This window comes from Streptococcus suis YS56 (genome assembly GCF_000440115.1).
In the GTDB taxonomy this organism is placed as follows: Bacteria; Bacillota; Bacilli; order Lactobacillales; family Streptococcaceae; genus Streptococcus; species Streptococcus suis_L.
In genome coordinates this window covers 39,925-65,639 of record NZ_ALMY01000052.1, presented here as the reverse complement: position 1 = coordinate 65,639, position 25,715 = coordinate 39,925, and the positions used below count along the sequence as shown (strand labels likewise).

The following is a 25,715-nucleotide window of genomic DNA, read 5'->3' as shown; positions in this document are numbered from 1 at the left end:
AAGTAGCTCAGCTTGGTAGAGTACTTGGTTTGGGACCAAGGTGTCGCAGGTTCGAATCCTGTCTTCCCGATTATATTATTTTGGCGGTGTAGCTCAGCTGGCTAGAGCGTCCGGTTCATACCCGGGAGGTCGGGGGTTCGATCCCCTTCGCCGCTATATACTCTTGTTTGCTGGACCTTTAGCTCAGCTGGTTAGAGCTCTCGGCTCATAACCGAGCGGTCGTAGGTTCAAGTCCTACAAGGTCCATATTATTGGAGGATTACCCAAGTCCGGCTGAAGGGAACGGTCTTGAAAACCGTCAGGCGTGTAAAAGCGTGCGTGGGTTCGAATCCCACATCCTCCTTACTACTATCGCGGGATGGAGCAGCTAGGTAGCTCGTCGGGCTCATAACCCGAAGGTCGTAGGTTCAAATCCTGCTCCCGCAATTTCTTTAAGAATTTGGCTCGGTAGCTCAGTTGGTAGAGCAATGGATTGAAGCTCCATGTGTCGGCGGTTCGATTCCGTCTCGCGCCATTAATTTAACTTTGTCCAAGTTTATTATCTTGGGCGCGTAGCTCAGATGGTTAGAGCGCACGCCTGATAAGCGTGAGGTCGGTGGTTCGATTCCACTCGTGCCCATATTATATTGATGGAGAATTACTCAAGAGGCTGAAGAGGACGGTTTGCTAAATCGTTAGGTCGGGTAACTGGCGCAAGGGTTCGAATCCCTTATTCTCCGTAGTGAACGAGATTATCGCTTGATATTCTCGTTTTATTGTATCTTGGTGAGGGTCTATTATGAATAAATTTTCAAAATTAGTAGTAGTTGTTTCTATCTTTTTATTACTATCATTTTCTCTTTTGTTTGTGACTTTCTCTAAGGGGTTACAGGTACCATATTTAAATAGTATTGTTAGTGTTGTTGTAACGCCAATTCAATCGATTATTTCAGTACCTACTAGATTTTTTTCTGAGCAGAAAGATGTCTTGACAGATTTGATGAACGCTTACGAGGAAAATAAACAGTTAAAGGAAGCTATTATGAGCCTTGAAGGGATGGCTGCTGAAAATACTAGCTTGAAAGAAGAGAATGCATCGCTTCGTAGCAGTTTAGGTGTGGTATCTGATTTTCCTGAAAAACAACTTATTCCAGGATCAGTTTTAGTGAGGACTCCTTCATCGTGGTCGGAGCATATTTCAATTAATATTGGTGAGACTAGTGGTGTGACATCTAATGCACTTGTGGTTGCTAATGGTGGATTAGTTGGCATCGTGAGTTCATTGAGTTCAGATTCGGCGGTTGTTACCTTATTTACGAATTCGGATGAATTCACGAAGTTGCCTGTGAAAATTTCTGTTGATTCTAAAGAAATTTATGGTATTTTATCAGGCTATGATGCAGATACAAATAGTTTTATCATTAATCAGTTGAACTCAGCTGATGAAATTGCAGTGGGTAGCAATGTTGTAACGAGTGATTTGGCTGGTGCGACTCCGGCAAATGTCCAAATTGGTAAAGTTTTATCGGTTAAATCAAATAGTAACAGTTTAAATAGAGAAGTATATGTTGAGCCGACAGCTAGTTTTTCAAACATTTATTCGGTTTTAGTGGTAGGTCAAACAAATGCGCAATAAAATGATAGAAATATTCATGTTTCCCATCTTGTTCTTTATTTTATTACTTGATGGACAGATTTCAACGTTGGTAACAAATTGGTTGGTTGGATTATTTACTATTTCAAGTCATTTGGTACTTATGTTAGCTATTTTTTATGCTAACTATGTGTCTCTTGGTTTTTCATTATTCATATTTACTTTGCTAGGTTTGGTATATGATATTAGTTATCTTAATCTGATTGGTATTGCTACTACAACCCTTCCTTTAGTTTTGTATTGCATCTATTTCTTCTTCCAAAGTGCAGTCAGCAAGCGAGGAATTAATATTCTGATTTTACTAGTAGCTATTTTTCAATTTGAATTTATTAGTTATTCATTTGCTCGTATTTTTCATATAACAAACTTGTCTGTGTTTATCTTTGTTTTTAATAAATTACTTCCAAGTTTACTATTCAATTTGGCCTTATTTTTCGTACTACAGCCGTTATTTGAGCGTTTATTTGGAATAACAAACAAGACATAGAAATGTAATAATTGCGTAATATACTTACGCAATTTTTTTGATAAAATGAGAGAGTCAGAAAGTATAGAGGAGTTATGTTCGGATATGAAGAAAAAAATCTTGGCTACAATTATGTTAAGTACAGTCGTTCTATCTAATGCTAATTATGTAGCTGTGATTAGTGCGAATGATGTAGATAGTCAGATTGCAGCAAAAAATCAACAGATTAGTGAGTTGACAGCACAACAAGCTGAAGCTCAACAACAAGTTGATGCTATTCAAGGACAAGTTGATGCAATTGTTAGTGAACAGGCGAAATTAACAGAAGAAAATACTCGTTTGGAAGCAGAATCGCAGACATTGGCGGCAGATATTGAGCGTTTGTCAGCTGATATTGTGTCACGTGATGGTGCTTTAAAGGAGCAGGCGCGTAGTGCTCAAGTTGATGGCTCTGCTTCAAGCTATATCAATACAATTTTAGATTCAAAATCAATCGTTGATGCTGTTTCGCGTGTTAATGCAATGCGTGAGATTGTTTCAGCTAATAACCGTATGTTGGAACAACAAAAAGCTGATAAGGAAGCAATTGTTGAAAAACAAAAGGCAAACCAAGAGGCAATCACTACTTTGGCAGCTAATCGCCAAAAATTGGAAGATGACGCTCAAGTATTGCAAGTGCGTCAGGCTGAATTGGAAGCTGCTAAGTTAAATTTGGCTGTGCAGAAAGCTACTGCTGAAGATGAGAAAAATTCATTGTTGGCGCAAAAGGCGGCTGCAGAAGAAGCAGCTCGTCAAGCGGCAGCTCGTCAAGCGGAGTATCAAGCACAACAGGCAGCTCTAGCACAGCAACAAGTAGCCTCAGTATCAGCACCAGTCGTGTCAACGCCAGTAGAAACTACAGTGACTGAAACGGTTGCGACAGTATCACAATCTACACCAACGGTAAGCACACCTACAACGTCTACATCATCAGGTTCAGGTAGTTCAGCGGCAGCAAATAATGCGCGTTATGACGCTTCATCTTACCCAATTGGTGAGTGTACTTGGGGAGTTAAATCTCAACTTTCATGGGTTGGTCCTTACTGGGGAGATGCTAAACAGTGGTTAGCATCAGCACGTGCTGAAGGTTTTAGTACAGGTTCTACTCCACAAGTAGGTGCGATTGCTGTTTGGACAGGTGGTTATTATGGGCACGTAGCGGTTGTTACGGCTGTTCAATCTTCAACAAGTATCCAAGTTGTTGAATCAAACTACATGGGTCGTCGTTATATTGGCAACCATCGTGGTGGTTATTTCAACCCAACAACGACTTCTGAGGGAGCAGTTTACTATATTTACCCTCCATATTAAGAAATTTTCAAATAGAGCGTGTAGATTTGCGCTCTATTTTTGTTTGAAAAATGAAGGAAAAAGGGTTAAAATAGTAAAGGTAGAAATATATAGGAGGCTGTCATGGCGTTTACTGACTTAAAATTGTTCGCTCTTTCGTCAAATCAGAAGTTAGCTGAACAGGTGTCGAAAAAAATAGGAATTCCTCTGGGAAAATCAAGTGTTCGTCAATTTTCAGATGGTGAGATTCAGGTAAATATTGAGGAATCCATTCGTGGAACTCATGTGTATATTCTTCAATCCACTAGCTCACCAGTTAATGATAATTTAATGGAAATTTTGATTATGGTTGATGCTCTTAAACGTGCATCTGCTGAATCAGTAAACGTAGTAATGCCTTATTATGGTTATGCACGCCAAGACCGGAAGGCTCGTGCACGGGAACCAATTACATCAAAATTGGTAGCTAATATGTTGCAGACAGCGGGTGTCAATCGTTTGTTGACAATTGATTTGCATGCTGCGCAGATTCAGGGATTCTTCGATATTCCTGTTGATCATTTGATGGGTGCTCCATTGATTGCGGATTATTTTGAGCGTCGTGGTATGGTAGGTGATGGCTATGTTGTTGTATCACCTGACCATGGTGGTGTGACACGTGCCCGTAAGTTAGCACAGTTCTTGAAGACACCGATTGCTATTATTGATAAACGTCGTAGTGTTGATAAGATGAATACATCAGAAGTGATGAACATTATTGGCGATATTAAGGATAAAACTTGTATCTTGATTGATGATATGATTGATACTGCGGGTACCATCTGTCATGCAGCGGATGCTTTGGCAGATGCAGGGGCAACGGCTGTTTATGCTTCATGTACGCACCCAGTATTGTCAGGGCCTGCTATGGATAACATTAGTAAGTCAGCAATTAAGAAATTGGTTGTTCTTGATACAATTGAAATTGCAGAAGAACGCTTAATCGATAAAATCGAACATATTTCAACGGCAGAATTATTAGCGGAAGCGATTATTCGTATTCATGAAAAACGTCCCTTGTCGCCTTTGTTTGAGGCAAGTCGTGTTAAATAAGTATGAGGAGTCAAATGACTCTTCTTTTTTACATTTATTTTCAAAATGTATTATAATAGTTTTATATGTTTTTGAGGTGGCAGAATGGATTTATTAAATCGTTTTAATAAGAATTTGAATCGGATTGAGGTTTCGATGATTCGTCAGTTTGATCAGTCTATTTCGGATGTTCCAGGGATTTTGAAACTGACCTTGGGAGAACCTGATTTTACAACGCCTGACCATGTTAAAGAAGCGGCTAAGGCTGCTATCGATGCTAACCAGAGTTATTATACTGGTATGGCTGGTCTTTTGGAGTTGCGCCAAGCGGCAGCAGAGTTTGTGGCTGAAAAATATAATTTGCACTACAATCCAGAAAATGAAATCCTCTCTACAATCGGTGCGACAGAAGCTCTATCAGCAAGCTTAGTTGCTATTTTGGAAGCTGGAGATACGGTACTTCTACCTGCCCCTGCCTATCCTGGTTATGAACCGATTGTCAATATGGTGGGTGCAGACATCGTTGAAATTGATACGACAGCTAATGATTTTGTGTTGACACCTGAGATGTTGGAAGAGGCGATTATTGAGCAGGGGGATAAGCTAAAAGCTGTCATTCTCAACTATCCTGCCAATCCAACGGGTGTGACCTACTCACGTGAGCAGATTCAGGCCTTTGCGGATGTCTTGCGTAAATATCCTGTCTTTGTCCTGTCGGATGAGGTCTATGCGGAGTTGACTTATACTGGTCAGCCTCATACTTCGATTGCGGAGTTTTTGCCAGAACAGACCATTTTGATTCAGGGCTTGTCCAAGTCCCATGCCATGACAGGTTGGCGGATTGGCTTGATTATGAGTCAAGCTCCCATCATCGCTCAAATTATCAAGAGCCACCAATATCTCGTGACAGCGGCGTCAACTGCTATGCAGTATGGTGCGGTTGAGGCCTTGAAAAATGGTAAGGATGATGCTCTGCCGATGCGGGCGGAGTACGTCAAGCGTAGGGATTACATCATCGAGAAGATGACGGACTTGGGCTTTAAAATTATCAAGCCTGATGGAGCTTTTTACATCTTTGCAAAAATCCCTGCGGGTTACAATCAAGATTCTTTTAGCTTCTTGCAAGACTTTGCGAGAAAGAAAGCGGTGGCCTTTATTCCAGGTGCGGCCTTTGGTCAATATGGAGAAGGCTATGTGCGAATTTCCTATGCGGCTAGTATGGAGAAGATTCAAACAGCCATGGCTCGTTTGAAGGAATATCTAGAAGAAAATGGAACGAATTGAAACCAAGGGATTAGTCCTTTACAATCGGAATTTTCGGGAAGATGACAAGCTAGTCAAGATTTTTACGGAGAAGGCTGGCAAGCGAATGTTTTTCGTGAAACATGCCTCTAAGTCCAAGCTGGTAGCTTCTATACAGCCTTTGACCTATGCGGATTTTATCGTTAAAATCAATGATGACGGTCTATCTTATATCGAAGATTTTCATCAGGTGCAACCTTTTAAGGCTATTAACGGTGATATTTTCAAGCTCAGCTATGCTACCTATATCTTGGCCTTGGCAGATGCGGCCTTGCAGGATAAGGTCTATGATCCAGCCCTCTTTGCTTTTTTGGTCAAGACCTTGGACTTGATGGAATCAGGTTTGGACTACGAAGTTCTGACCAATATCTTTGAAATTCAGCTCTTGGGACGTTTTGGGATCAGTCTGAATTTTCATGAGTGTGCTTTCTGTCATCGGGTTGGCTTGCCTTTTGACTATTCCTACAAGTACAGCGGTGTCTTGTGTCCGCAACACTATCAACAAGATGAGCGACGGGCTTATCTGGAACCCAATGTTCCCTATCTACTTGATCAATTTCAGGCTATTTCCTTTGATGAGCTGGAAACCATCTCCATCAAGCCTGAGATGAAGCGAAAATTACGGATTTTTATCGACCAAATATATGAGGAATATGTGGGCATTCACTTGAAATCCAAGAAATTTATAGATGATTTGTCTTCTTGGGGGCAGATTATGAAGCCAGAAGAATAAGAACAGCCTTCTCAATGGAGAGGGCTGTTTTGTAGATATTCCCTTAATTCTGTTTGGGCTTGGAGTGGTGTCAGGACAGCTAGGAAGGAGAGGTGGCTTCGGAAGCAGACTTGGTAGTCAGGCTCTTCATCAATCAAGATGAGCTGTCCAGTGTCATCTCGCTGGCGAATAGTTTTTGCTACCTTCATTCCATCCCAGAATATGTTTTGAGGGGTATTTATGATAAAATAGTAGTTAATTTGATGGGCGACGGGAAAATCTTCCTTGTGTTTGACTTGGAAGGGTCGCCCAAGTTGGTTTAAAATCCTTTCTATCGTGTTTGGATAGAAGAATGGTTTTAGGATATAGATCATGTAGGTTCCTTTCTTTTCTTTGATATATCTTAGTATAGGAGATTTTAGAGAAAATGGGGTGGAGCTGTCATGAACAGTCTTTATTTTGTCATGAATGGGGGATGAGATGTTACGGATTTTTATCTTGGAAGATGATTTTATGCAACAGGCTAGGTTGGAGCAGGCGATTGAGGAAGTTGTAAAAACGAGTGACGTTGCCTACAAGACCTTGGAAGTGTTTGGTAAACCTCAGCAGTTACTTGAGGTTGTGACAGAGACTGGAAATCATCAGCTCTTTTTCCTAGATATTGAGATTAGGGGTGAGGAGAAGAAAGGGATGGAGATTGCACGGGAGATAAGAGCGCGTGATCCGCATGCTGTGATTGTTTTTGTGACGACGCATTCGGAATTTATGCCTTTGACCTATAAATACCGTGTGTCGGCTCTTGATTTTATTGATAAGGGGTTGGATGAGCTTGCCTTTAAGGAAGCGGTGGCAGATGTTCTCCAACATGCTTATAGTCATATCAGTCAGACAGTGAGCGATGATGCTTTTGTTTTCAAGAGTGAATTTTCTCAAATTCAGGTTCCTTTTTCAGATATTTTGTATTTTGAAACCTCTTCAACGCCTCATAAGGTCGTCTTGACAACCAAGTCAGGTCATACGGAGTTTTATGGCAAGGTGTCAGATATTGCGAAAACAGATGAACGCTTGTACCAGAGCCATCGGGCATATGTGGTCAATCCTGCTAATATTCTTCGTGTGGATGCTGTGGAGCGGATGGTGTATTTTGAACAGGAGGAATCTTGCTTGGTCTCTCGTATGAAACTGAAAGGTTTGCTGGAGAGGGTTGGGAAATGATGGCTATTGGTTTAGTATTTCTAGTGTCCTTCATCGACTGGTTTATCAAGCTTGGAGTGTTTAATCAGTTGAGTCAGCTGAGCTTGAAATGGTGGCGATTGCTTGTTTTCTCAGGTCTATTCTCGGGATTATTCATTCTTTTTCCAGACAGTATTCCTTACATTGAACCCTTTTATTTCCTGGTCTATCTCTTAGTATTTCAGCGGTCTTGGACTTGGTCTCAATCCTTGTTCTACGGTTTGGCACCTTTTGTCTTAGTTGATTTATTTCAGCGAACCTTTGGGATTTACCAGCTTAAGTGGACAACCTTTCAACTATGGCAGACAGGTTTGGAATGGTTAGATATTATCTTTGTTGTAGTGGTCCTTTTGCTCTTTATTCCTTTTTATCGGACCTTTATCCGTTTGCTGGGAATTGATTTTCAGCATATGAAGAAGGTCTTTGCCTACCCTAAGTTTAAAAAGAGTCTCAAGAACCTAATTTATTCTATGCTCTTCTATGTTGTTGTGGTGCATGCGTTGCTCGTTTTTGGGCAATCAGTAGGGGAAATGGACTTTTCGGTAGCTATTGGCATAGGGGACAGTCAGGTTTATCTAGATTTTATTAAGATTTACTTTGCTTATTTTATTGGTAGTCTCTTTTTCCTCAATACCAAGCTAAAAGAGCAGTTGACTGAGGAATTGCAGGAGGCCAAGGATGCTCAATTATCTTCTTTAGAAGACTACAGTCAGCATGTGGAAAGTCTTTATAAGGATATTAGAAGCTTTCGACATGATTATACCAATATCTTGGTTAGTCTCAATGAAGCTATCAAGCAGGAAGATGTCAGTGAAATCAAGGCAATCTATCAAACGGTATTAGCAGGGACAGACCAGAAATTTTATCAAGATGCCTATGATATTGGAAATCTAGCTCATCTGGATAATACTGCGATGAAAAGTATTTTATCTGCTAAGCTGATGGAAGCTCAAAGTCGGGGGATTCAGCTGACCGTTGAGATAGAAGAAGTCAGTACCGCTCCAGCAGGGATCGAATTGCTGGATATGGTGACTATCCTATCAATCTTTTTAGACAATGCCATAGAGGCTGCCAGTTTGTCAGCTGAGAAAAGTCTGCTTGTGGCTTATTTTGAAGACCAAGGTGAAAAAATCCTTATCATCGAAAATAGTACAGCGGAAGAACGGATTCAGACAAAATCTATCTTTTCTTATGGAAAATCCAGTAAGGGAGAGGGGCGAGGGATTGGTTTGGCCAATGTGCAGAAAATCCTATCACACTATCCGTCTATTAGACTGGTGACGACTAGTCAGGCTTTTCGATTCCGTCAAGAACTACATGTGCCACAGACGGTTGAAACATAACATTTACCGTTCATGACAAATAAACGACCATTCATTAGAGTGGTCATTTTTTATTGCTCTTTTGGGTTATACTCTTTTTGTAAAACAAATCAATACTCTTTGAAAATCAAAATCAGGCGTTGTTGACTTGATTTGATGACTGAAAAGCTCCAGTGGAGGTTTTCAGCCTGTTACTTGAAAATATGAAAAGTAACAGAGTTCTATCTGCACTATAGAGACACGAACGTTGTTCGCTCTATTTCCAACCTCCAAAGGTTCCCCAAACCTTTGGAGCTAGCCTGATTTTGATTTTCATTGAGTAGTAGTCCTAAGGAGTTAAATTATGAATCTGTTTCCTTCAGTATTTCAATCTGTTTTTAAAAGACGTGATGTGAATATTCTTTTAGCCTTCACCTTCCTGCCCTTGTTGGTAACTAGCTTGTCTGGGATAGGAGACGCTCAAATCAACACAGATGTGACAAGTAGTTGGCTTTCCTTTATCGTGTCGGCTTTGGAGTTGCAATTCCAGATGGTCTTACCTGCCTTAATCATGGGCTTTATCGTATCGTCGGTCTTTCGTGATGAGATTGGTTCAGGAATCCTGTTTCTTTACAAGGATATCAAGAAATCTAGCATTCTTCATGCCAAGTTACTCAGTCTCTTTGCTGTCTATGTGATTTACTTTTTTGGGACAGTCCTTATCGCTAGCCTGACCTATGTCCTTTCCATTGCTCCCCAGTATGGTTTCCACTGGTTTCCTGCTCATCAAGTTGCTTATAGTTGGCTTTATATCTTGACGATGATTGGCTTAAATCTGATTTTAATCAGTCTGGTAGCGGCAGTATCCATCAAGCGAACAACCATACTGGCTGTCTTGACTGGGGTACTTTTTAACCTTTTTGCTCAAATCGCTCCACTTTTAAATGGTTTTCGCTATACTTTCCCACAGACCTATGCGACCAAACTGGCTGGACAGTTTCCATTTGGAGTTGCCTTTGCTATTAGCCTAGGTTTGCTCCTGCTATATTTTGGATTGGCCTATCGTTCGGCACGCAAGAATTTTGAAAAAATTGAATATTAAAAGATACCTAAGAAAGAGAGAATAACTATGCTTACAATCAAGAACCTATCAAAACAATTTGCTGGAAATGACTTTTACTCATTAAAAGATGTGAGTTTGGAGATTAAAAAAGGCGAAATCGTCGGCTTGATCGGTAAAAACGGTGCTGGGAAATCAACTCTGATGAAATTGATGGCCAAATCCCTCAAGCCGACAACAGGAACCATTACTTATAATGGTGTGGATATTCATACGGCAGATAACTTGCTCAAGGATTTTGGGATTATGATTGACCCTGTTTTCTATCCAGAGATGTCGGTTATTGATAATTTGAAGTTTTATCTGACTTTGCACGGTAGGACAGAGATGTTTCAAAATATTGAAAAGACCCTCAAGCTCTTAGACTTGTGGGAGGCTCGCAACCGTAAGCCAAAAGGGTTCTCATTTGGTATGAAACAGCGGACGGCCTTGGCTATTGCGATGGTAGCAGAGCCAGACTTCCTTATCTTAGATGAGCCCTTTGTGGGCTTGGACCCTGTCGGTGTTCAACAGTTGATCGATATTCTCAAGTCTTGGTCACAGGAGCGCAATATCTCTATGCTGATTTCCAGTCACCAGCTTGGCGAGTTGGAAGCTCTCTGTGAGCGTTATGTCTATATCGAAAAAGGTCAGTTGGCAGATGAGTTTGCTGGGCAGTCAGCTCCGAGTGTCTTGGTAGAGGTCAATGGCAGAGCAGATAAGGAAGCTCTCTCAGCCTATCTGACAGAAGCGATTACTCTGGATGGGGATGTGCTAGAGATTTCCACTCAGGCAAATAGCGGAGAACTCAATGCTGTCCTAGCCTACCTAGCTAGTCAAAACTTGATCAGCAAGCTCCATGTAAAAGAAAACCACTTGAAAGAAATTTTTAGTCGAGGTGAATAGTATGTTAGCAATTTTTAAACCTGTTTTTGCCAGTGTTTGGAAGAGGAAGGAAACCAAGATTTTCCTTGCCTTTGCCTTCCTCTTTCCGACCCTTTTTCTGGCTTCAACCTTTTTACCAAAAGGTTCCAACTTCATGGTACCTGGTGCAAGTGACGGCTATCTTTATTCATTTGTAGCTTTGACTGGTAGTTTATTTAAGTCTTCAAATGACTTTACTCTACCTATCCTTGCCCTTTTCTATCTAACCTATACAGTCTTCAAGGGTGAGGCGGATAGTCATACTATGTTTCTCTATAAGGACATCAAGCGTCAGGACATCTTTTGGGCCAAGGTCTTGAGTCTGGTGACGATTGTCCTTATTTATACAGGAATCTTCCTATTGGTGATGGTGCCTTATTACTACACACGTATTGGTCATCTGGACTATGCGACCTTGACTTTCTTGGATTATCTGGCGGATGAAAATGCAGGATTTGCTCAAAGTATCCTTGGCGGCATGCTAGATATGTTGGTCTGTGTCTTGCTGGCTGCTTGTGTTTCCTTGTACTCAGGAGTTGGAGCAACCATGGCAGTTGCCTTTGGTTACTCACTTGGGTCAAGTATTTTAGCAGTATTTGGTTTAGCTAGTTTCTTTCCAACTGGTAACATTAATGCCTTGTATGAAGGAGCAAGTCTGTTTTCAACATTAGGAACATCTGTTTTGGTTACCTTGGTTTATTCGACAGTATTAGCCTATCTGACCTTGAAGTATTTTAAAAAGATGGAATTTTAAGGTCTTATCCCCTTTCTAGTGATTAGAAAGGGGATTTGTTTTGCTCTGCTATTTTCAATAATAGGAAAAAAGTTGAAATCGTGCTATAATATCTCTAAGACTAAAGTGAAGGAACTAGATAGATGAAACGTATTGCAGTAGATGCTATGGGTGGGGACCATGCCCCTCAGGCAGTGGTAGAAGGTGTTAATCAAGCCCTGACTGCCTTTCCAGATATTGAGATTCAACTTTATGGTGATGAGGCTAAAATCAAGCAGTATTTGACAGCGACAGAGCGTGTCAGCATCGTCCATACGAAGGAGAAAATCAATTCAGATGATGAGCCTGTTAAGGCTATTCGTCGGAAAAAAGAGGCTTCTATGGTCCTAGCGACCAAGGCTGTCAAGGATGGTCAGGCAGATGCGGTCTTGTCGGCTGGAAATACAGGTGCTCTTTTGGCGGCAGGTGTCTTTGTAGTCGGTCGTATCAAGAACATTGATCGTCCTGGTTTGATGTCCACTTTACCGACTATGGACGGTAAGGGATTTGATATGATGGACTTGGGGGCAAATGCTGAAAATACAGCTCATCACCTCTATCAGTATGGTATTCTTGGCTCATTTTACGCGGAGCACGTGCGTGGTGTCAAACAACCTCGTGTGGGACTTTTGAACAACGGTACGGAAGATACCAAGGGCACGCCAGTTCACCAAGAAGCCTATAAACTCTTGGCGGAAGACAAGTCGATCAACTTCATCGGGAATGTGGAGGCGCGCGAGTTGCTTAACAGCGTGGCGGATGTGGTCGTGACGGATGGTTTCACGGGAAACGCTGTGCTGAAAACAGTTGAAGGGACTGCAAAATCCATCGTCGGTCAGTTGACGGGCTCAATCAAGAATGGTGGTCTGCGTGCTAAATTGGGTGGTCTCTTGGTCAAGCCAACCTTGAAAAAGGCCTTGGGGGCTATGGACTATAAAACTGCTGGCGGTGCTGTCTTGCTTGGTCTGAAGGCACCTGTTATCAAGGCTCATGGGTCTAGCGATGCTCAGTCGATTTTCTATACGATCAAGCAGACACGTTCCGTTTTGGAGGCTGGCATTGTCGAAAAATCGGTTGCCAAATTTTCAGTAGTGGAGGAAAGTCATGACTAGAGAGCAGGTCTATCAGCGGGTTGTTGAATTGATTCAGGATGAGAAGGGGGAAGACTTCCACGTTCAACCTGAGTCAACTTTGGCAGATAATATTGCTGCAGATTCGGTGGAAATCATGGAATTTGTCCTAACCTTAGAGGATGAGTTCGGAGTAGATGTGCCGGATGCGGCCATTGAACGCTTTGAAACCCTATCTGATATTGTGGATTTTATTTATGAAGAATTACAAAAACGTTCGTAGTTTACGGGCGTTTTTCTTTGTTTTTCGATGAAATACCGCGAAAATCTTGTATAGACGAATGTTCTGTGATAGAATAAACAAAAAGACTAGAATATTTTATGAAAGGCGAACATTCTCATGAAAACAGACCTTCTCTATTCAGGAAAAGCCAAAGACATCTACGCAACGGCTGACCGCGACCAGATTGTTGCGGTTTACAAGGATCAGGCGACGGCTTTTAATGGTGGTAAGAAAGAACAGATTATAGGCAAGGGCCGGCTGAACAATCTGATTTCATCTTTGATTTTTGAAAAGTTGAATAAAGCGGGAGTCCAAACACATTTCATCAAGCGCTTGTCGGATACGGAGCAGTTGAATAAGAAGGTGGAGATTATTCCTCTTGAGGTGGTTTTGCGAAATGTGACAGCTGGTTCTTTCTCAAAACGCTTTGGGGTGGAAGAAGGGATTGCCTTATCTACTCCTATCGTGGAATTTTACTATAAAAAAGATGAGTTGGACGATCCTTTTATCAACGATGAACATATTGCCTTTCTTAATCTAGCTAGTTCAGAAGAAATTGCCTATATCAAGGAAGAAACAAGACGAATCAATGGGTTCTTGAAGGACTTGTTTGCACAGATTGGGCTGACTTTGGTGGACTTCAAGTTAGAATTTGGGGTTGACTCGTCTGGTCAGATTTTATTGGCGGATGAGTTTTCTCCTGATAATTGTCGTTTGTGGGATACGGATGGCAATCATCTGGACAAGGATGTTTTCCGTCGGGGTCTCGGGGAGTTGACCGAGGTTTACGAGGTCGTATTGGCAAAGTTACAAGAAGTGAAGTAAGGATTGGAAAAAATGGCGAAGCGGATTTTTGTTGAGAAGAAGGCGGATTTTCAGATTAAGGCGGAGGCTCTTCGCAAGGAGTTGACACATAATTTACAGTTGACAAGTCTGTCAAGTTTGCGTTTGGTGCAGGTTTACGATGTTTTCAATCTTGAGGAGGACTTACTGGAGCAGGCGATTAAGCACATCTTTACCGAGCAGGTGACGGACAAGGTCTTGTCAGAAGCTGAGCTTGACTTGGAGGGGGCTGCTTATTTTGCGATTGAGGCTCTTCCTGGGCAGTTTGATCAGCGGGCGGCCAGCAGTCAGGAGGCCCTTCTCTTATTGGGCAGTCGTCAGGAGGTGCGTGTCAATACAGGTCAGCTCTATATCTTGAATGGCAATGTGCAGGAAGAAGAGTTAGCTGCTATCAAGAACTATTTGCTGAACCCTGTGGATTCGCGTTTCAAGGACTTGGATGCTCCTTTGGTGGCTCAGGAGTTTTCGGTGTCAGATGCGACTATTCCAAACTTGGATTTCTTTGCTAGTTATGGGGCGGAAGAATTTGCGGCTTATAAGCAAGAAGCTGGCTTGGCTATGGAAGTGGAAGACCTGCTCTTTATTCGGGACTATTTCAAGTCAATCGGGCGAGTGCCAACTGAAACAGAGCTCAAGGTCTTGGATACTTATTGGAGTGATCACTGCCGTCATACGACTTTTGAAACAGAACTGAGGTCTATTGACTTTTCAGCTTCAAAATTCCACAAGCAATTGCAGGCGACTTATGACAAGTACTTGGCGATGCGGACAGAATTAGGTCGGACAGATAAGCCGCAGACGCTTATGGATATGGCGACCATTTTTGGTCGTTACGAGCGGGCAAACGGTTGTCTGGATGACATGGAAGTGTCGGATGAAATCAATGCCTGCTCGGTGGAGATTGAAGTGGATGTGGACGGCGTGAAAGAGCCGTGGCTCCTCATGTTCAAGAATGAAACCCATAATCACCCAACAGAAATCGAGCCTTTCGGTGGAGCCGCAACCTGTATCGGTGGAGCCATTCGTGATCCTTTGTCAGGTCGTTCTTATGTTTATCAGGCCATGCGGATTTCAGGTGCAGGCGATATTACCCAACCTCTGACAGCTACTCGCTCAGGGAAATTGCCACAGCAAATCATTTCTAAAACGGCAGCACATGGTTATTCTTCGTACGGTAACCAAATCGGTCTTGCGACCACCTATGTGCGTGAATATTTCCACCCAGGATTTGTCGCAAAACGTATGGAACTAGGTGCCGTAGTCGGAGCTGCTCCTAAGGAAAATGTGGTCCGTGAAAAGCCGGTCGCAGGTGATGTGGTCATCTTACTGGGTGGCAAAACAGGGCGTGATGGTATCGGCGGTGCAACCGGCTCGTCCAAGGTACAGACAGTTGAGTCTGTCGAAACAGCTGGTGCGGAAGTCCAAAAAGGAAATGCTATTGAAGAACGCAAAATCCAACGCTTGTTCCGCAATGGTGATGTGACTCGCTTGATTAAAAAATCAAATGACTTCGGTGCAGGTGGTGTCTGCGTAGCTATTGGGGAACTAGCAGACGGTTTAGAAATCGACTTGGACAAGGTTCCACTCAAGTATGCAGGTTTGAATGGAACGGAAATTGCTATTTCGGAATCACAAGAGCGGATGAGCGTGGTTATCCGTCTGGAAGACGTAGACGCCTTCATCGAAGCCTGCCGTCAGGAAAATATCCATGCGGTTGTCGTAGCCAAAGTGACGGAAAAACCAAACCTAGTCATGACTTGGAATGGACAAACCATTGTTGATTTGGAACGTTCCTTCCTTGATACCAACGGTGTGCGTGTAGTCGTTGATGCCAAGGTAGTTGACAGTCCTGTCAACTTGCCAGAAACACGTAGAACTTCCGCTGAAACGCTACAGGAGGACTTGAAAGAACTTCTATCAGACCTCAACCATTCTAGTCAAAAAGGTTTGCAGACGATTTTCGACTCATCTGTTGGTCGTTCAACCGTCAACCAGCCACTCGGAGGTCGTCACCAGTTGACTCCGACAGAAAGTTCGGTACAAAAGTTGCCTGTCCAACACGGTGTGACCACAACGGCTTCTGTCATGGCTCAGGGCTATCATCCTTATCTGGCAGACTGGTCACCTTACCACGGTGCTGTCTATGCGGTCATTGAAGCGACAGCTCGCTTGGTGGCAACAGGTGCCAACTGGTCCAAGGCTCGTTTTTCTTATCAAGAATACTTCCAACGCATGGACAAGCAGGCAGAACGTTTCGGTCAGCCAGTAGCAGCACTTCTGGGCTCTATCGAGGCTCAAACTCAGCTTGGTCTGCCTTCTATCGGTGGCAAGGACTCCATGTCGGGTACCTTTGAGGACTTGACCGTTCCGCCGACCCTGGTTGCCTTTGGTGTGACCACGGCTGACAGTTGCAAGGCCCTCTCGCCTGAGTTCAAGGCGGCTGGCGAGTACATTTACTACTTACCAGGTCAGATTTTGTCTGAAGATATTGATTTTGCCTTGATCAAGTCTAATTTTGAGGCTTTTGAAAAATGGCAGAGCGATTATGCGATTACGGCTGCGAGTGCAGTCAAGTACGGCGGTGTCTTAGAAAGCCTAGCCCTCATGTCCTTTGGTAACCAATTCGGAGCAAGAGTCGAACTTGCAGACCTTGAAACCAGCTTGACAGGTCAGCTTGGCGGATTTGTCTTTACATCGAAAGAAGACATTCCAGATGCTGTGAAAATTGGACAAACCACTGCTGACTTTACACTGCTTGTCAACGGTGTCAACCTAGCTGGGGAGGACTTGCAAGCAGCCTTTGAAGGTAAGTTAGAAGAAGTTTACCCAACAGAATTTGAACAGGCAACAGAGTTGCAGGATGTTCCGGCAGTCACAAGTTCAGCGGTTATAAAAGCAAAAGAATCCGTTGAGGTGCCTGTAGTTTACATTCCAGTCTTCCCAGGTACCAACTCAGAATATGATTCTGCCAAGGCCTTTGAACAGGCTGGTGCAAAAGTCAATCTGGTTCCGTTTGTGACCTTGGATGCAGAGAGTATTGAAAAATCGGTTGACACTATGGTTGACAATATTACCAAGGCACATATTCTTTTCTTCGCAGGTGGCTTCTCAGCTGCGGATGAGCCAGACGGGTCTGCTAAGTTTATCGTGACCATCTTACGAAACGCCAAGGTCCGCTCTGCTATTGACCAATTTATAGAAAAAGGTGGCCTCATCATCGGTATCTGTAACGGCTTCCAGGCCCTTGTAAAATCGGGCTTGTTGCCGTATGGAAACTTTGAGGAAGCAGGTGAAAGCAGTCCGACCCTCTTCTACAACGATGCCAACCAGCACGTTGCCAAAATGGTGGAAACGCGGATTGCCAATGTCAATTCTCCATGGTTGGCGGGTGTCCAAGTCGGCGATATTCACGCTATTCCAGTTTCTCATGGGGAAGGAAAATTTGTGGTGACCGATGAAGAGTTTGCCATCTTGCGGGATAATGGTCAAATTTTCAGCCAATACGTTGACTTTACTGGTCAACCAAGTATGGATTCTAAGTACAATCCAAATGGATCCAGTCATGCCATTGAAGGTATTACCAGCCGCAACGGTCAAATTATCGGGAAAATGGGGCATTCGGAGCGGTACGAGGACGGTCTTTTCCAAAACATTCCAGGTAAGAAAGACCAAGGGCTCTTTGTTTCAGCAGTTCGCTATTTTACAGGAAAATAAATATGACATACGAAGTTAAATCACTCAACGAAGAATGCGGTGTTTTCGGTATTTGGGGACACCCACAAGCTGCTCAGGTTACTTATTTTGGTCTCCATAGTTTGCAGCACCGTGGGCAAGAAGGGGCAGGGATTTTAGCCAATGATGGTGGGCATTTGCGTCGCCATCGCGGAACAGGCCTGATTGCAGAAGTCTTCAAAAATCCAGCAGATTTAGAAGCCTTGACAGGAAGGGCTGCCATTGGCCATGTCCGCTATGCAACTTCTGGCTCTGCTTCTATCAATAATATCCAGCCCTTCCTCTTTGATTTTGCAGATATGCAGGTGGGTTTGGCACACAATGGGAATTTGACCAATGCGGTTAGTTTGAAGGCTGAACTTGAAAAAAATGGTTCCATTTTCTCTTCTTCTTCTGACACTGAAATTCTCATGCACTTGATTCGCCGCAGTCATAATCCAGACTTTATGGGCAAAATCAAGGAAGCCCTCAATACTGTTAAAGGTGGCTTTGCCTACCTGATTATGTTGGAAGACAAGCTGGTCGCAGCTCTGGATCCAAATGGCTTCCGACCACTTTCAATAGGCAAAATGAAAAATGGTGCCTGGGTTGTTGCTAGTGAAACCTGTGCTTTTGAAGTAGTGGGGGCTGAATGGGTGCGAGATGTGGAGCCTGGTGAAATTGTCATCATTGATGATTCAGGGATTCAATATGATAGCTATACACGAGATACGCAACTGGCAGTTTGTTCTATGGAGTATGTCTATTTTGCTCGCCCAGATTCGGTGATTCATGGGGTCAATGTCCACACGGCTCGTAAAAATATGGGACGTCGTTTGGCCCAGGAATTTCAACAGGAAGCAGATATTGTTGTCGGCGTGCCAAACTCCTCTCTATCTGCGGCTATGGGATTTGCAGAGGAATCTGGTTTGCCAAATGAAATGGGGCTGATTAAAAACCAATATACCCAGCGGACCTTTATTCAACCGACACAGGAATTGCGGGAGCAGGGTGTGCGCATGAAGTTGTCAGCCGTTTCAAGTGTTGTCAAAGGCAAGCGCGTGGTCATGATTGACGACTCAATTGTTCGCGGCACAACTAGCCGCCGCATTGTCCAGCTTCTTCGTGATGCAGGGGCAAAAGAAGTCCATGTGGCTATCGGTAGCCCAGAACTCAAGTACCCGTGTTTCTATGGCATTGATATTCAGACCCGTCGTGAACTGATTTCAGCCAACCATACTGCTGAGGAAGTTTGTGAGATTATCGGGGCAGACAGTCTGACCTACCTTTCTCTTGAGGGGATGATTGAAGCCATCGGCATCGAAACCGATGCACCAAAAGGCGGGCTCTGTGTGGCTTACTTCGACGGAGAATTTCCAACGCCTCTCTATGACTATGAGGAAGAATACCTCCGTAGCCTAGAAGAGAAAACGAGTTTCTACATTGAAAATGTCAAGTAAGTGACAGAGGTGTCAATGTTACTTGACAGACCTGTAAACTGTTGAAAGGAATCAAAATGACAAATAAAAATGCCTACGCCCAGTCGGGCGTTGACGTCGAAGCGGGATATGAAGTTGTCGAACGCATCAAGAAACATGTGGCTAGGACAGAACGCTTGGGTGTTATGGGAGCCCTCGGTGGTTTTGGCGGGATGTTTGACCTGACCAAACTGGATGTCAAAGAACCAGTCTTGGTATCAGGAACAGACGGAGTCGGCACCAAGCTTATGCTGGCTATCCAGTACGACAAGCACGACACCATTGGCCAGGATTGCGTGGCCATGTGTGTCAACGACATCATCGCAGCAGGTGCGGAGCCACTTTACTTCCTTGACTACATCGCGACAGGAAAAAATGAGCCAGCCAAGCTAGAGCAGGTTGTGGCCGGTGTGGCGGAAGGCTGCGTCCAAGCTGGTTGCGGCCTGATTGGCGGTGAAACGGCTGAAATGCCTGGTATGTACGGAGAGGATGACTATGACCTGGCTGGCTTTGCTGTCGGCATTGCGGAGAAGTCTCAGATTATCGACGGCAGTAAGGTCCAGGAGGGCGACATTCTCCTCGGCCTAGCGTCCAGCGGCATCCACTCCAACGGCTATTCCTTGGTCCGCCGCGTTTTTGCAGAGGTTTCTGGCGACGCTCTGTTGCCAGAGCTCAATGGCAGAGCTCTGAAGGATGTCCTCTTAGAGCCGACACGTATCTATGTCCAGCAGGTATTGCCTCTGGTAAAAGCAGGGCTGGTCAATGGTATTGCCCATATCACAGGCGGTGGCTTTATCGAAAATATTCCCCGTATGTTTGCTGATAACCTAGCAGCTGAAATTGAAGAGGAAAAGATTCCAGTCCTCCCAATCTTTACGGCCCTTGAAAAATACGGCCATATCAAGCATGAAGAAATGTTTGAAATCTTCAATATGGGTATCGGATTGGTCCTGGCTGTCAGTCCAGACAAGGTTGACAGTGTCTGTCAACTAGTTGATGAGGAAGTTTACACTATTGGCCGCATCATCGCCAAGGAAGACAAGAGCGTGGTCATCAAATGAAACAAATAGCAGTGTTTGCATCAGGCAACGGCTCCAATTTCCAAGTCATCGCAGAGCAGTTTGAAGTAGCCTTTGTCTTTTCAGACCGCAGAAATGCCTATGTCTTAGAACGAGCTGAAAAACTAGGTGTGCCAGCCTTTGCTTTTGAACTAAAAGAGTTTGCGGATAAGCAAGCTTACGAAGAAGCTATCATCCAACTATTAGACCAGCACCAGATTGACTTGGTGGTCTTGGCAGGCTATATGAAGATTGTGGGACCAACCCTGCTGGCTCAGTACGAAGGTCGGATCATCAATATCCACCCCGCCTACTTGCCAGAATTTCCTGGTGCTCATGGGATTGAAGATGCCTGGCAGGCAGGTGTATCTGAAAGTGGCGTAACAGTCCACTGGGTTGACAGTGGCGTTGACACTGGACAAATTATCAAACAAGTCCGAGTACCAAGGCTGGCTGAGGATACCCTAGAAACCTTTGAAGCCAGAATACATGAAGCGGAATATCAGCTTTATCCAGAAGTTATTCGCTCTCTTATCTAAATAAAAAGATATATAAAAATAGAATGCTACAGGAGGAGGTTACATGCCAGTTAATGACTATGGTCAAACTATTGGAGACTTGGTTGAGGACTTTTCAGGAGGGAGTATTCCAAAGATTACAGAACTGCTAGGTAAGACTGTTAAAGTGGAAAAATTAAGTGACAAGCACATTGCTTCGCTTTATGAGGTTTATGGACCGAACTCTCCAAAAGAAAATTGGACCTATTTACCAATTGAGCGTTTTGAATCTTTTACAAATTACCAAGAGTTTATTGGAGAGAAAATTGATTCACAAGACCCTTATTATTTAGCTATCGTTGATCTGAAAACGAATCAAGCATTGGGGACATTTGCGTTAATGCGTAATGACCAAGTGAATGGCGTGATTGAGATGGGCTGGGTAATCTATTCTAACCAACTTCAAAGAACACGTATGGCTACTGAAGCGCAGTTTTTAGTGATGAGATATGTTTTTGAAACGATGGGGTATCGTCGTTATGAATGGAAATGTGATCATTTGAATAGACCATCTCATCAAGCTGCACGACGTTTAGGGTTTACTTATGAAGGAACTTTTAGACAAGCACTCATTAATAAAGGTCGAAATCGTGATACCGATTGGTTTTCGCTGTTAGATAGTGAGTGGAAAGTAAATAAATTAAGACTTGAAAAATGGTTATCTGATGATAATTTTACAGCAGATGGTCGACAGATTGTTTCGTTACAAGATATTCATGTATGAAAGGAAAAATAAATGACTAAACGCGCACTGATTAGCGTATCAGACAAGGTGGGCATTGTGGAGTTTGCCCAGGAACTGACCAAACTCGGTTGGGAAATTATCTCCACCGGTGGTACCAAGGTTGCCTTGGATCAGGCTGGTGTAACTACCATCGCCATTGATGATGTGACAGGTTTTCCAGAGATGATGGATGGTCGTGTCAAGACTCTTCATCCGAAAATTCACGGTGGTTTGTTGGCACGTCGGGATTTGGACAGCCATTTGCAAGCTGCCAGCGACCATGAAATTGACTTGATTGATTTGGTGGTAGTCAACCTTTATCCATTCAAAGAAACAATTCTTTGCCCGGATGTAACCTATGATTTGGCAGTGGAGAACATTGACATTGGTGGTCCATCTATGTTGCGCTCAGCGGCCAAGAATCATGCCAGTGTGACAGTTGTGGTAGACCCGGCAGATTATCCAACAGTTTTAGGAGAAATAGCAGAGCGGGGGGAAACTAGCTACTCAACGCGTCAGCGATTAGCAGCGAAAGTCTTTCGTCATACCGCAGCTTACGACGCTTTAATAGCTGATTATTTCACTAAGCAAGTAGGTGAAGAGAAACCTGAGAAACTTACTCTTACTTATGACCTTAATCAGCCAATGCGCTATGGAGAAAATCCACAACAAAATGCGGATTTCTATCAAAACGCACTTCCGACTGCATATTCCATTGCATCTGCTAAGCAGTTAAACGGGAAGGAACTATCCTTCAATAACATTCGTGATGCGGATGCCGCTATTCGTATTATCCGTGATTTCAAGGACCGTCCAACTGTTGTAGCTCTTAAACATATGAATCCTTGTGGTATCGGACAAGCAGATACTATTGAAAATGCGTGGGATTATGCTTATGAGGCTGATCCAGTATCGATTTTCGGAGGAATCGTTGTACTCAACAGGGAAGTAGATGCTGCGACTGCTGAAAAGATGCATCCGATTTTCTTAGAGATCATCATCGCACCGAGCTACTCGGCAGAAGCGTTGGCAATTTTGACCAATAAAAAGAAAAATCTTCGCATTTTGGAATTGGCTTTTGATGCTCAAGATGCTAGTGAAGTAGAAAAGGAATTCACAGGCGTTGTTGGTGGTCTCTTGGTGCAGGATCAGGACGTGGTGGTGGAAAACCCAGCGGACTGGCAGGTTGTGACTGAGCGTCAACCGTCCGAGCAAGAGTGGGCGGCCATGGAGTTCGCTTGGAAGTCCTCCAAGTATGTCAAGTCCAATGGCATCATCATCACCAATGACAAGATGACCTTGGGAGTGGGACCAGGGCAAACCAACCGTGTGGCTTCCGTCCGTATCGCCATCGAGCAGGCTAAGGACCGTTTGGAAGGAGCCGTTTTAGCGTCGGATGCCTTCTTCCCATTTGCTGATAACGTGGAAGAAATCGTTGCGGCAGGCATTAAAGCTATCATTCAGCCGGGTGGCTCTGTCCGTGACCAAGATTCCATTGACATGGCCAACAAGTATGGCTTGACCATGGTCTTTACGGGAGTAAGACATTTTAGACATTGAGAATTTGGAGAAAGAGGAACACCCCAGCTGGAGAAGTTGGGGTGGTTTTTGGTATAATGAACTTAATAATCGGTAGTATCTTAGATGGAGGGAATATTGGATTTACAGCTTAATATAGATTTGGTTTCAGGTTACCACAGTAACAGTCAAAAAGCTAGAGTTTTGACGGAGAATTGGGTAAACCAAAATAGTTACTGTCCACATTGTGGGCAGAAGCCATTAGTTCATTTTGAAAATAATAGACCAGTTGCTGATTTTTTCTGCAAAGCGTGTTCAGAAGAGTTCGAGTTAAAGAGTAAGAAAGGGAACTTTTCTTCCATCATCAGTGATGGTGCTTACGAAAGTATGATAGAGCGTGTTCAAGCAGATAACAATCCTAACTTTTTCTTTCTAACCTATTCAAAAGAGTTTGCAGTTACGAATTTTTTAGTTTTGCCTAAACAGTTCATTACGGTGGATACAATTATCAGACGTAAACCACTTGCTCCTACTGCCAAGAGAGCAGGTTGGGTGGGATGCAATATTGATTTATCACAGGTTCCATCATACGGTCGTATTTTTTTAGTGAAAAATGGCCATGTTAGAGAACCTGATCTTGTTTCCAAGGAATTTTCAGAAACATTGTTTATTCGAAAGCAAAGTATTGCGACGAGAGGCTGGTTATTAGAAATTTTAAAATGTTTAGATAAAATTGAAGAAAAAGAGTTTACATTGGAGAGATTTTACCAGTTTGAAAATGATTTGAAACAGAAGTTTCCAAATAATAAACATATCAAAGATAAAATTCGTCAGCAGTTGCAAATTTTACGTGACAAAGGTGTCATAGAATTTTTAGCAAGAGGAAGGTATAGAAAGCTATAATCAGATTTACGTGGAGAATTGCAGTAAGAAGTAGAATATGGTTTAAAATTGATGTAATAGCACTGAAAGGATGGTCAATGTGAAGGTATATGAAATCGTTTTTACTGAAACCTTGTCAAAAGTAATCAAGATTGAAGCGAAAAATCTTGAGGAGGCACTGCAAGTAGCTCATAGTATGTATATGTCGGAAGAAATTATTCTAGATGCGAATGATTTCCAAGAATATAGTTATGGACTTTTGAAGCAAAAATGTTGAAAGAAGATAATACTATGTGGACTTGACGCTATGTTTTCAATCTCGACATGCTAAAACAAGGTTACTTATATGATTTGTTTAGATAATCAAGTTTGCTCACCTCGGGGAGCTTTTTCTATTCCCGAACATTCTTCTATTCTTTCTGTCAAAATCCGTCTGTTTTTGCTATACTGTTTATAGAAAATCCGTTTTTGAGGTATAATAAATGAAACTTTTGGTTGTTGGCTCTGGTGGTCGTGAACACGCTATAGCAAAGAAATTGTTAGAGTCTGATCAGGTAGAAAAGGTCTTTGTCGCTCCTGGAAATGATGGAATGCTTTTAGATGGGATTGAATTGGTAAATATCGGTATTTCCGAACATTCTGCTCTCATCAACTTTGCTAAGAAAAATGACATTGCCTGGACTTTTGTTGGTCCAGACGATGCTTTGGCAGCAGGTATTGTCGATGATTTTGAACAGGCAGGATTAAAAGCCTTTGGTCCTAAAAAGTTAGCCGCGGAGTTAGAGTGGTCAAAAGACTTTGCCAAGGAAATCATGGTCAAGTACGATGTTCCAACAGCAGCCTATGGCACATTTTCAGATTTCGAAGAAGCCAAAGCCTATATCGAAGAGCAAGGCGCACCAATTGTGGTGAAGGCAGATGGCCTAGCGCTAGGAAAAGGCGTAGTGGTTGCAGAAACTGTTGAGCAAGCGGTCGATGCAACGCGTGATATGCTTTTAGACAACAAATTCGGCGACTCAGGTGCGCGCGTGGTCATCGAGGAGTTCTTGGCAGGTGAGGAGTTCTCTCTCTTTGCCTTTGTCAACGGTGACAAGTTCTACGTTATGCCGACTGCTCAAGATCACAAACGTGCCTTTGACGGTGACAAGGGACCAAACACAGGTGGTATGGGAGCTTATGCGCCAGTTCCTCATCTTCCTCAAAGTGTGGTGGACACGGCAGTTGACACCATCATCAAGCCTGTTCTTAATGGGATGATCGCAGAAGGTCGTCCCTACCTTGGGATTCTTTATGCGGGCTTGATTCTGACGGAGCAAGGACCTAAAGTTATCGAGTTTAACGCTCGCTTTGGGGATCCTGAAACCCAAATTATCTTGCCGCGTTTGACATCAGACTTTGCCCAAAACATCACTGATATTTTAGAAGGTAGAGAGCCACAGATTACTTGGTTAGATGGTGGCGTGACGCTTGGCGTAGTTGTAGCTTCAAACGGCTATCCTCTGGACTACGAAAAAGGCGTAGAGTTGCCAGCAAAGACCGAGGGCGACATCACGACCTACTATGCAGGGGCGCGTTTTGCGGAAAATAGCAGAGCACTGCTGTCAAACGGCGGTCGAGTTTACATGTTAGTCACCACAGCAGATACCGTCCAAGAAGCACAAGAAACTATTTATGCTGAACTGAAAACTCAAGATACGACAGGTCTCTTTTATCGGACAGATATTGGAAGTAAGGCCGTAAAATAAGGTA

At 43.3% G+C, this 25,715-nt stretch carries 24 protein-coding genes and 7 tRNA genes; 30 read left to right on the top strand and 1 reads right to left on the bottom strand.

Translation table 11 applies throughout. From position 1 onward, the window contains the following. Positions 1-82 precede the first annotated feature (82 nt). The 13 genes from SST62_RS0106115 (at position 83) to recO (ending at position 6,534) form a co-directional block, all read left to right on the top strand. Positions 83-156: transfer RNA gene (locus SST62_RS0106115), tRNA-Met, on the top strand. 16 nt (positions 157-172) lie between these two features. Further along, positions 173-246 (top strand) — tRNA-Ile (locus SST62_RS0106110). Between the two features lie 7 nt (positions 247-253). Continuing rightward, a tRNA-Ser gene (locus SST62_RS0106105) sits at positions 254-343 on the top strand. Between the two features lie 9 nt (positions 344-352). After that, positions 353-426 (top strand) — tRNA-Met (locus SST62_RS0106100). 15 nt (positions 427-441) lie between these two features. Then, positions 442-514, top strand: a tRNA-Phe gene (locus SST62_RS0106095). A gap of 31 nt (positions 515-545) precedes the next feature. Further along, positions 546-619, top strand: a tRNA-Ile gene (locus tag SST62_RS0106090). A gap of 12 nt (positions 620-631) precedes the next feature. Continuing rightward, positions 632-719, top strand: a tRNA-Ser gene (locus SST62_RS0106085). A gap of 59 nt (positions 720-778) precedes the next feature. Beyond that, entirely contained in the window at positions 779-1,615 is an 837-nt protein-coding gene (gene mreC, locus SST62_RS0106080) for a rod shape-determining protein MreC (protein ID WP_029186668.1), read from the top strand. Then, positions 1,605-2,120, top strand: a complete 516-nt coding sequence (gene mreD / locus SST62_RS0106075) for a rod shape-determining protein MreD (protein ID WP_029186667.1) — start codon at positions 1,605-1,607, stop codon at positions 2,118-2,120. The genes mreC and mreD overlap by 11 nt, the downstream gene beginning before the upstream one ends. An 84-nt stretch (positions 2,121-2,204) precedes the next feature. Then, positions 2,205-3,449: a peptidoglycan hydrolase PcsB gene (gene pcsB / locus SST62_RS0106070; RefSeq protein WP_029186666.1), complete on the top strand. Its 1,245-nt coding sequence runs from the start codon at positions 2,205-2,207 to the stop codon at positions 3,447-3,449. A 102-nt stretch (positions 3,450-3,551) separates the two neighbouring features. Continuing rightward, positions 3,552-4,520, top strand: coding sequence for a ribose-phosphate diphosphokinase (locus SST62_RS0106065; protein ID WP_029186665.1), 969 nt, complete (start codon positions 3,552-3,554; stop codon positions 4,518-4,520). A gap of 84 nt (positions 4,521-4,604) precedes the next feature. Then, entirely contained in the window at positions 4,605-5,783 is a 1,179-nt protein-coding gene (locus tag SST62_RS0106060; protein ID WP_023368972.1) for a pyridoxal phosphate-dependent aminotransferase, read from the top strand. Then, positions 5,770-6,534, top strand: a complete 765-nt coding sequence (recO, locus tag SST62_RS0106055) for a DNA repair protein RecO (RefSeq protein WP_029186664.1) — start codon at positions 5,770-5,772, stop codon at positions 6,532-6,534. The genes SST62_RS0106060 and recO overlap by 14 nt, the downstream gene beginning before the upstream one ends. Positions 6,535-6,545: 11 nt before the next feature. Here recO and SST62_RS1000000112620 read toward each other — a convergent pair whose 3' ends face one another. After that, entirely contained in the window at positions 6,546-6,722 is a 177-nt protein-coding gene (locus SST62_RS1000000112620; RefSeq protein WP_153309605.1) for a hypothetical protein, read from the bottom strand. 271 nt (positions 6,723-6,993) lie between these two features. Here SST62_RS1000000112620 and SST62_RS0106045 point away from each other — a divergent pair, with 271 nt between their 5' ends. The 17 genes from SST62_RS0106045 to purD all read left to right on the top strand — a co-directional run bounded on the left by SST62_RS0106045 (position 6,994) and on the right by purD (position 25,711). Continuing rightward, complete coding sequence (locus SST62_RS0106045; protein WP_029186662.1) at positions 6,994-7,728, top strand: response regulator transcription factor; 735 nt, start codon at positions 6,994-6,996, stop codon at positions 7,726-7,728. Beyond that, positions 7,725-9,089: a GHKL domain-containing protein gene (locus tag SST62_RS0106040; RefSeq protein ID WP_050571895.1), complete on the top strand. Its 1,365-nt coding sequence runs from the start codon at positions 7,725-7,727 to the stop codon at positions 9,087-9,089. Before SST62_RS0106045 ends, SST62_RS0106040 begins: the two co-directional genes overlap by 4 nt. Positions 9,090-9,411: 322 nt before the next feature. After that, positions 9,412-10,149: a hypothetical protein gene (locus SST62_RS0106035; protein WP_029186660.1), complete on the top strand. Its 738-nt coding sequence runs from the start codon at positions 9,412-9,414 to the stop codon at positions 10,147-10,149. Between the two features lie 27 nt (positions 10,150-10,176). Further along, entirely contained in the window at positions 10,177-11,052 is an 876-nt protein-coding gene (locus tag SST62_RS0106030) for an ABC transporter ATP-binding protein (protein WP_029186659.1), read from the top strand. A 1-nt stretch (position 11,053) separates the two neighbouring features. After that, the gene (locus SST62_RS0106025; RefSeq protein WP_029186658.1) at positions 11,054-11,824 is read left to right on the top strand and encodes a hypothetical protein; all 771 of its coding nucleotides are present in this window, start codon (positions 11,054-11,056) and stop codon (positions 11,822-11,824) included. A 122-nt stretch (positions 11,825-11,946) separates the two neighbouring features. After that, the gene (plsX, locus tag SST62_RS0106020; RefSeq protein WP_029186657.1) at positions 11,947-12,954 is read left to right on the top strand and encodes a phosphate acyltransferase PlsX; all 1,008 of its coding nucleotides are present in this window, start codon (positions 11,947-11,949) and stop codon (positions 12,952-12,954) included. Further along, positions 12,947-13,195 (top strand): phosphopantetheine-binding protein, encoded by a 249-nt coding sequence (locus SST62_RS0106015; protein ID WP_029186656.1) that lies wholly within the window; start codon positions 12,947-12,949, stop codon positions 13,193-13,195. Before plsX ends, SST62_RS0106015 begins: the two co-directional genes overlap by 8 nt. Positions 13,196-13,312: 117 nt before the next feature. Continuing rightward, positions 13,313-14,020 (top strand): phosphoribosylaminoimidazolesuccinocarboxamide synthase, encoded by a 708-nt coding sequence (gene purC, locus SST62_RS1000000112615; protein WP_029186655.1) that lies wholly within the window; start codon positions 13,313-13,315, stop codon positions 14,018-14,020. 12 nt (positions 14,021-14,032) lie between these two features. Next, positions 14,033-17,752: a phosphoribosylformylglycinamidine synthase gene (locus SST62_RS0106005; RefSeq protein ID WP_029186654.1), complete on the top strand. Its 3,720-nt coding sequence runs from the start codon at positions 14,033-14,035 to the stop codon at positions 17,750-17,752. Between the two features lie 2 nt (positions 17,753-17,754). After that, entirely contained in the window at positions 17,755-19,209 is a 1,455-nt protein-coding gene (gene purF, locus SST62_RS0106000) for an amidophosphoribosyltransferase (protein WP_029186653.1), read from the top strand. A 56-nt stretch (positions 19,210-19,265) separates the two neighbouring features. Beyond that, on the top strand, positions 19,266-20,288 hold the full coding sequence (gene purM / locus SST62_RS0105995; RefSeq protein ID WP_029186652.1) for a phosphoribosylformylglycinamidine cyclo-ligase: 1,023 nt from the start codon (positions 19,266-19,268) through the stop codon (positions 20,286-20,288). Further along, the gene (purN, locus tag SST62_RS0105990) at positions 20,285-20,824 is read left to right on the top strand and encodes a phosphoribosylglycinamide formyltransferase (protein WP_029942651.1); all 540 of its coding nucleotides are present in this window, start codon (positions 20,285-20,287) and stop codon (positions 20,822-20,824) included. The genes purM and purN overlap by 4 nt, the downstream gene beginning before the upstream one ends. Positions 20,825-20,867: 43 nt before the next feature. Further along, positions 20,868-21,566 carry a GNAT family N-acetyltransferase gene (locus SST62_RS0105985; protein ID WP_032499362.1) on the top strand — a complete coding sequence of 233 codons (699 nt, stop codon included), beginning with the start codon at positions 20,868-20,870 and terminating at the stop codon, positions 21,564-21,566. Between the two features lie 12 nt (positions 21,567-21,578). Next, a complete protein-coding gene (gene purH / locus SST62_RS0105980; RefSeq protein WP_029186650.1) occupies positions 21,579-23,126 on the top strand; it encodes a bifunctional phosphoribosylaminoimidazolecarboxamide formyltransferase/IMP cyclohydrolase in 1,548 nt (515 codons plus the stop codon). 84 nt (positions 23,127-23,210) lie between these two features. Beyond that, positions 23,211-23,987, top strand: coding sequence for a DpnI domain-containing protein (locus tag SST62_RS0105975; protein ID WP_408551785.1), 777 nt, complete (start codon positions 23,211-23,213; stop codon positions 23,985-23,987). 79 nt (positions 23,988-24,066) lie between these two features. Next, a complete protein-coding gene (locus SST62_RS1000000112220) occupies positions 24,067-24,243 on the top strand; it encodes a DpnD/PcfM family protein (RefSeq protein ID WP_228376850.1) in 177 nt (58 codons plus the stop codon). A gap of 205 nt (positions 24,244-24,448) precedes the next feature. Further along, complete coding sequence (purD, locus tag SST62_RS0105965) at positions 24,449-25,711, top strand: phosphoribosylamine--glycine ligase (protein ID WP_029186648.1); 1,263 nt, start codon at positions 24,449-24,451, stop codon at positions 25,709-25,711. The last annotated feature ends 4 nt before the right edge of the window (positions 25,712-25,715 follow it).

Coding starts and splice junctions, on each gene's coding strand:
- SST62_RS0106005 (WP_029186654.1), top strand. CDS start 14,033: ATGGCGAAGCGGATTTTTGTTGAGAAGAAGGCGGATTTTCAGATTAAG.
- SST62_RS0106040 (WP_050571895.1), top strand. CDS start 7,725: ATGATGGCTATTGGTTTAGTATTTCTAGTGTCCTTCATCGACTGGTTT.
- SST62_RS1000000112620 (WP_153309605.1), bottom strand. CDS start 6,722: ATGAAGGTAGCAAAAACTATTCGCCAGCGAGATGACACTGGACAGCTC.
- SST62_RS0105975 (WP_408551785.1), top strand. CDS start 23,211: ATGGAGGGAATATTGGATTTACAGCTTAATATAGATTTGGTTTCAGGT.
- SST62_RS0106045 (WP_029186662.1), top strand. CDS start 6,994: ATGTTACGGATTTTTATCTTGGAAGATGATTTTATGCAACAGGCTAGG.
- mreD (WP_029186667.1), top strand. CDS start 1,605: ATGCGCAATAAAATGATAGAAATATTCATGTTTCCCATCTTGTTCTTT.
- purM (WP_029186652.1), top strand. CDS start 19,266: ATGACAAATAAAAATGCCTACGCCCAGTCGGGCGTTGACGTCGAAGCG.
- pcsB (WP_029186666.1), top strand. CDS start 2,205: ATGAAGAAAAAAATCTTGGCTACAATTATGTTAAGTACAGTCGTTCTA.
- purD (WP_029186648.1), top strand. CDS start 24,449: ATGAAACTTTTGGTTGTTGGCTCTGGTGGTCGTGAACACGCTATAGCA.
- recO (WP_029186664.1), top strand. CDS start 5,770: ATGGAACGAATTGAAACCAAGGGATTAGTCCTTTACAATCGGAATTTT.
- SST62_RS0106060 (WP_023368972.1), top strand. CDS start 4,605: ATGGATTTATTAAATCGTTTTAATAAGAATTTGAATCGGATTGAGGTT.
- SST62_RS0106030 (WP_029186659.1), top strand. CDS start 10,177: ATGCTTACAATCAAGAACCTATCAAAACAATTTGCTGGAAATGACTTT.
- purF (WP_029186653.1), top strand. CDS start 17,755: ATGACATACGAAGTTAAATCACTCAACGAAGAATGCGGTGTTTTCGGT.
- SST62_RS0106025 (WP_029186658.1), top strand. CDS start 11,054: ATGTTAGCAATTTTTAAACCTGTTTTTGCCAGTGTTTGGAAGAGGAAG.
- purC (WP_029186655.1), top strand. CDS start 13,313: ATGAAAACAGACCTTCTCTATTCAGGAAAAGCCAAAGACATCTACGCA.
- SST62_RS0106065 (WP_029186665.1), top strand. CDS start 3,552: ATGGCGTTTACTGACTTAAAATTGTTCGCTCTTTCGTCAAATCAGAAG.
- SST62_RS0106015 (WP_029186656.1), top strand. CDS start 12,947: ATGACTAGAGAGCAGGTCTATCAGCGGGTTGTTGAATTGATTCAGGAT.
- mreC (WP_029186668.1), top strand. CDS start 779: ATGAATAAATTTTCAAAATTAGTAGTAGTTGTTTCTATCTTTTTATTA.
- purN (WP_029942651.1), top strand. CDS start 20,285: ATGAAACAAATAGCAGTGTTTGCATCAGGCAACGGCTCCAATTTCCAA.
- SST62_RS0105985 (WP_032499362.1), top strand. CDS start 20,868: ATGCCAGTTAATGACTATGGTCAAACTATTGGAGACTTGGTTGAGGAC.
- SST62_RS0106035 (WP_029186660.1), top strand. CDS start 9,412: ATGAATCTGTTTCCTTCAGTATTTCAATCTGTTTTTAAAAGACGTGAT.
- purH (WP_029186650.1), top strand. CDS start 21,579: ATGACTAAACGCGCACTGATTAGCGTATCAGACAAGGTGGGCATTGTG.
- plsX (WP_029186657.1), top strand. CDS start 11,947: ATGAAACGTATTGCAGTAGATGCTATGGGTGGGGACCATGCCCCTCAG.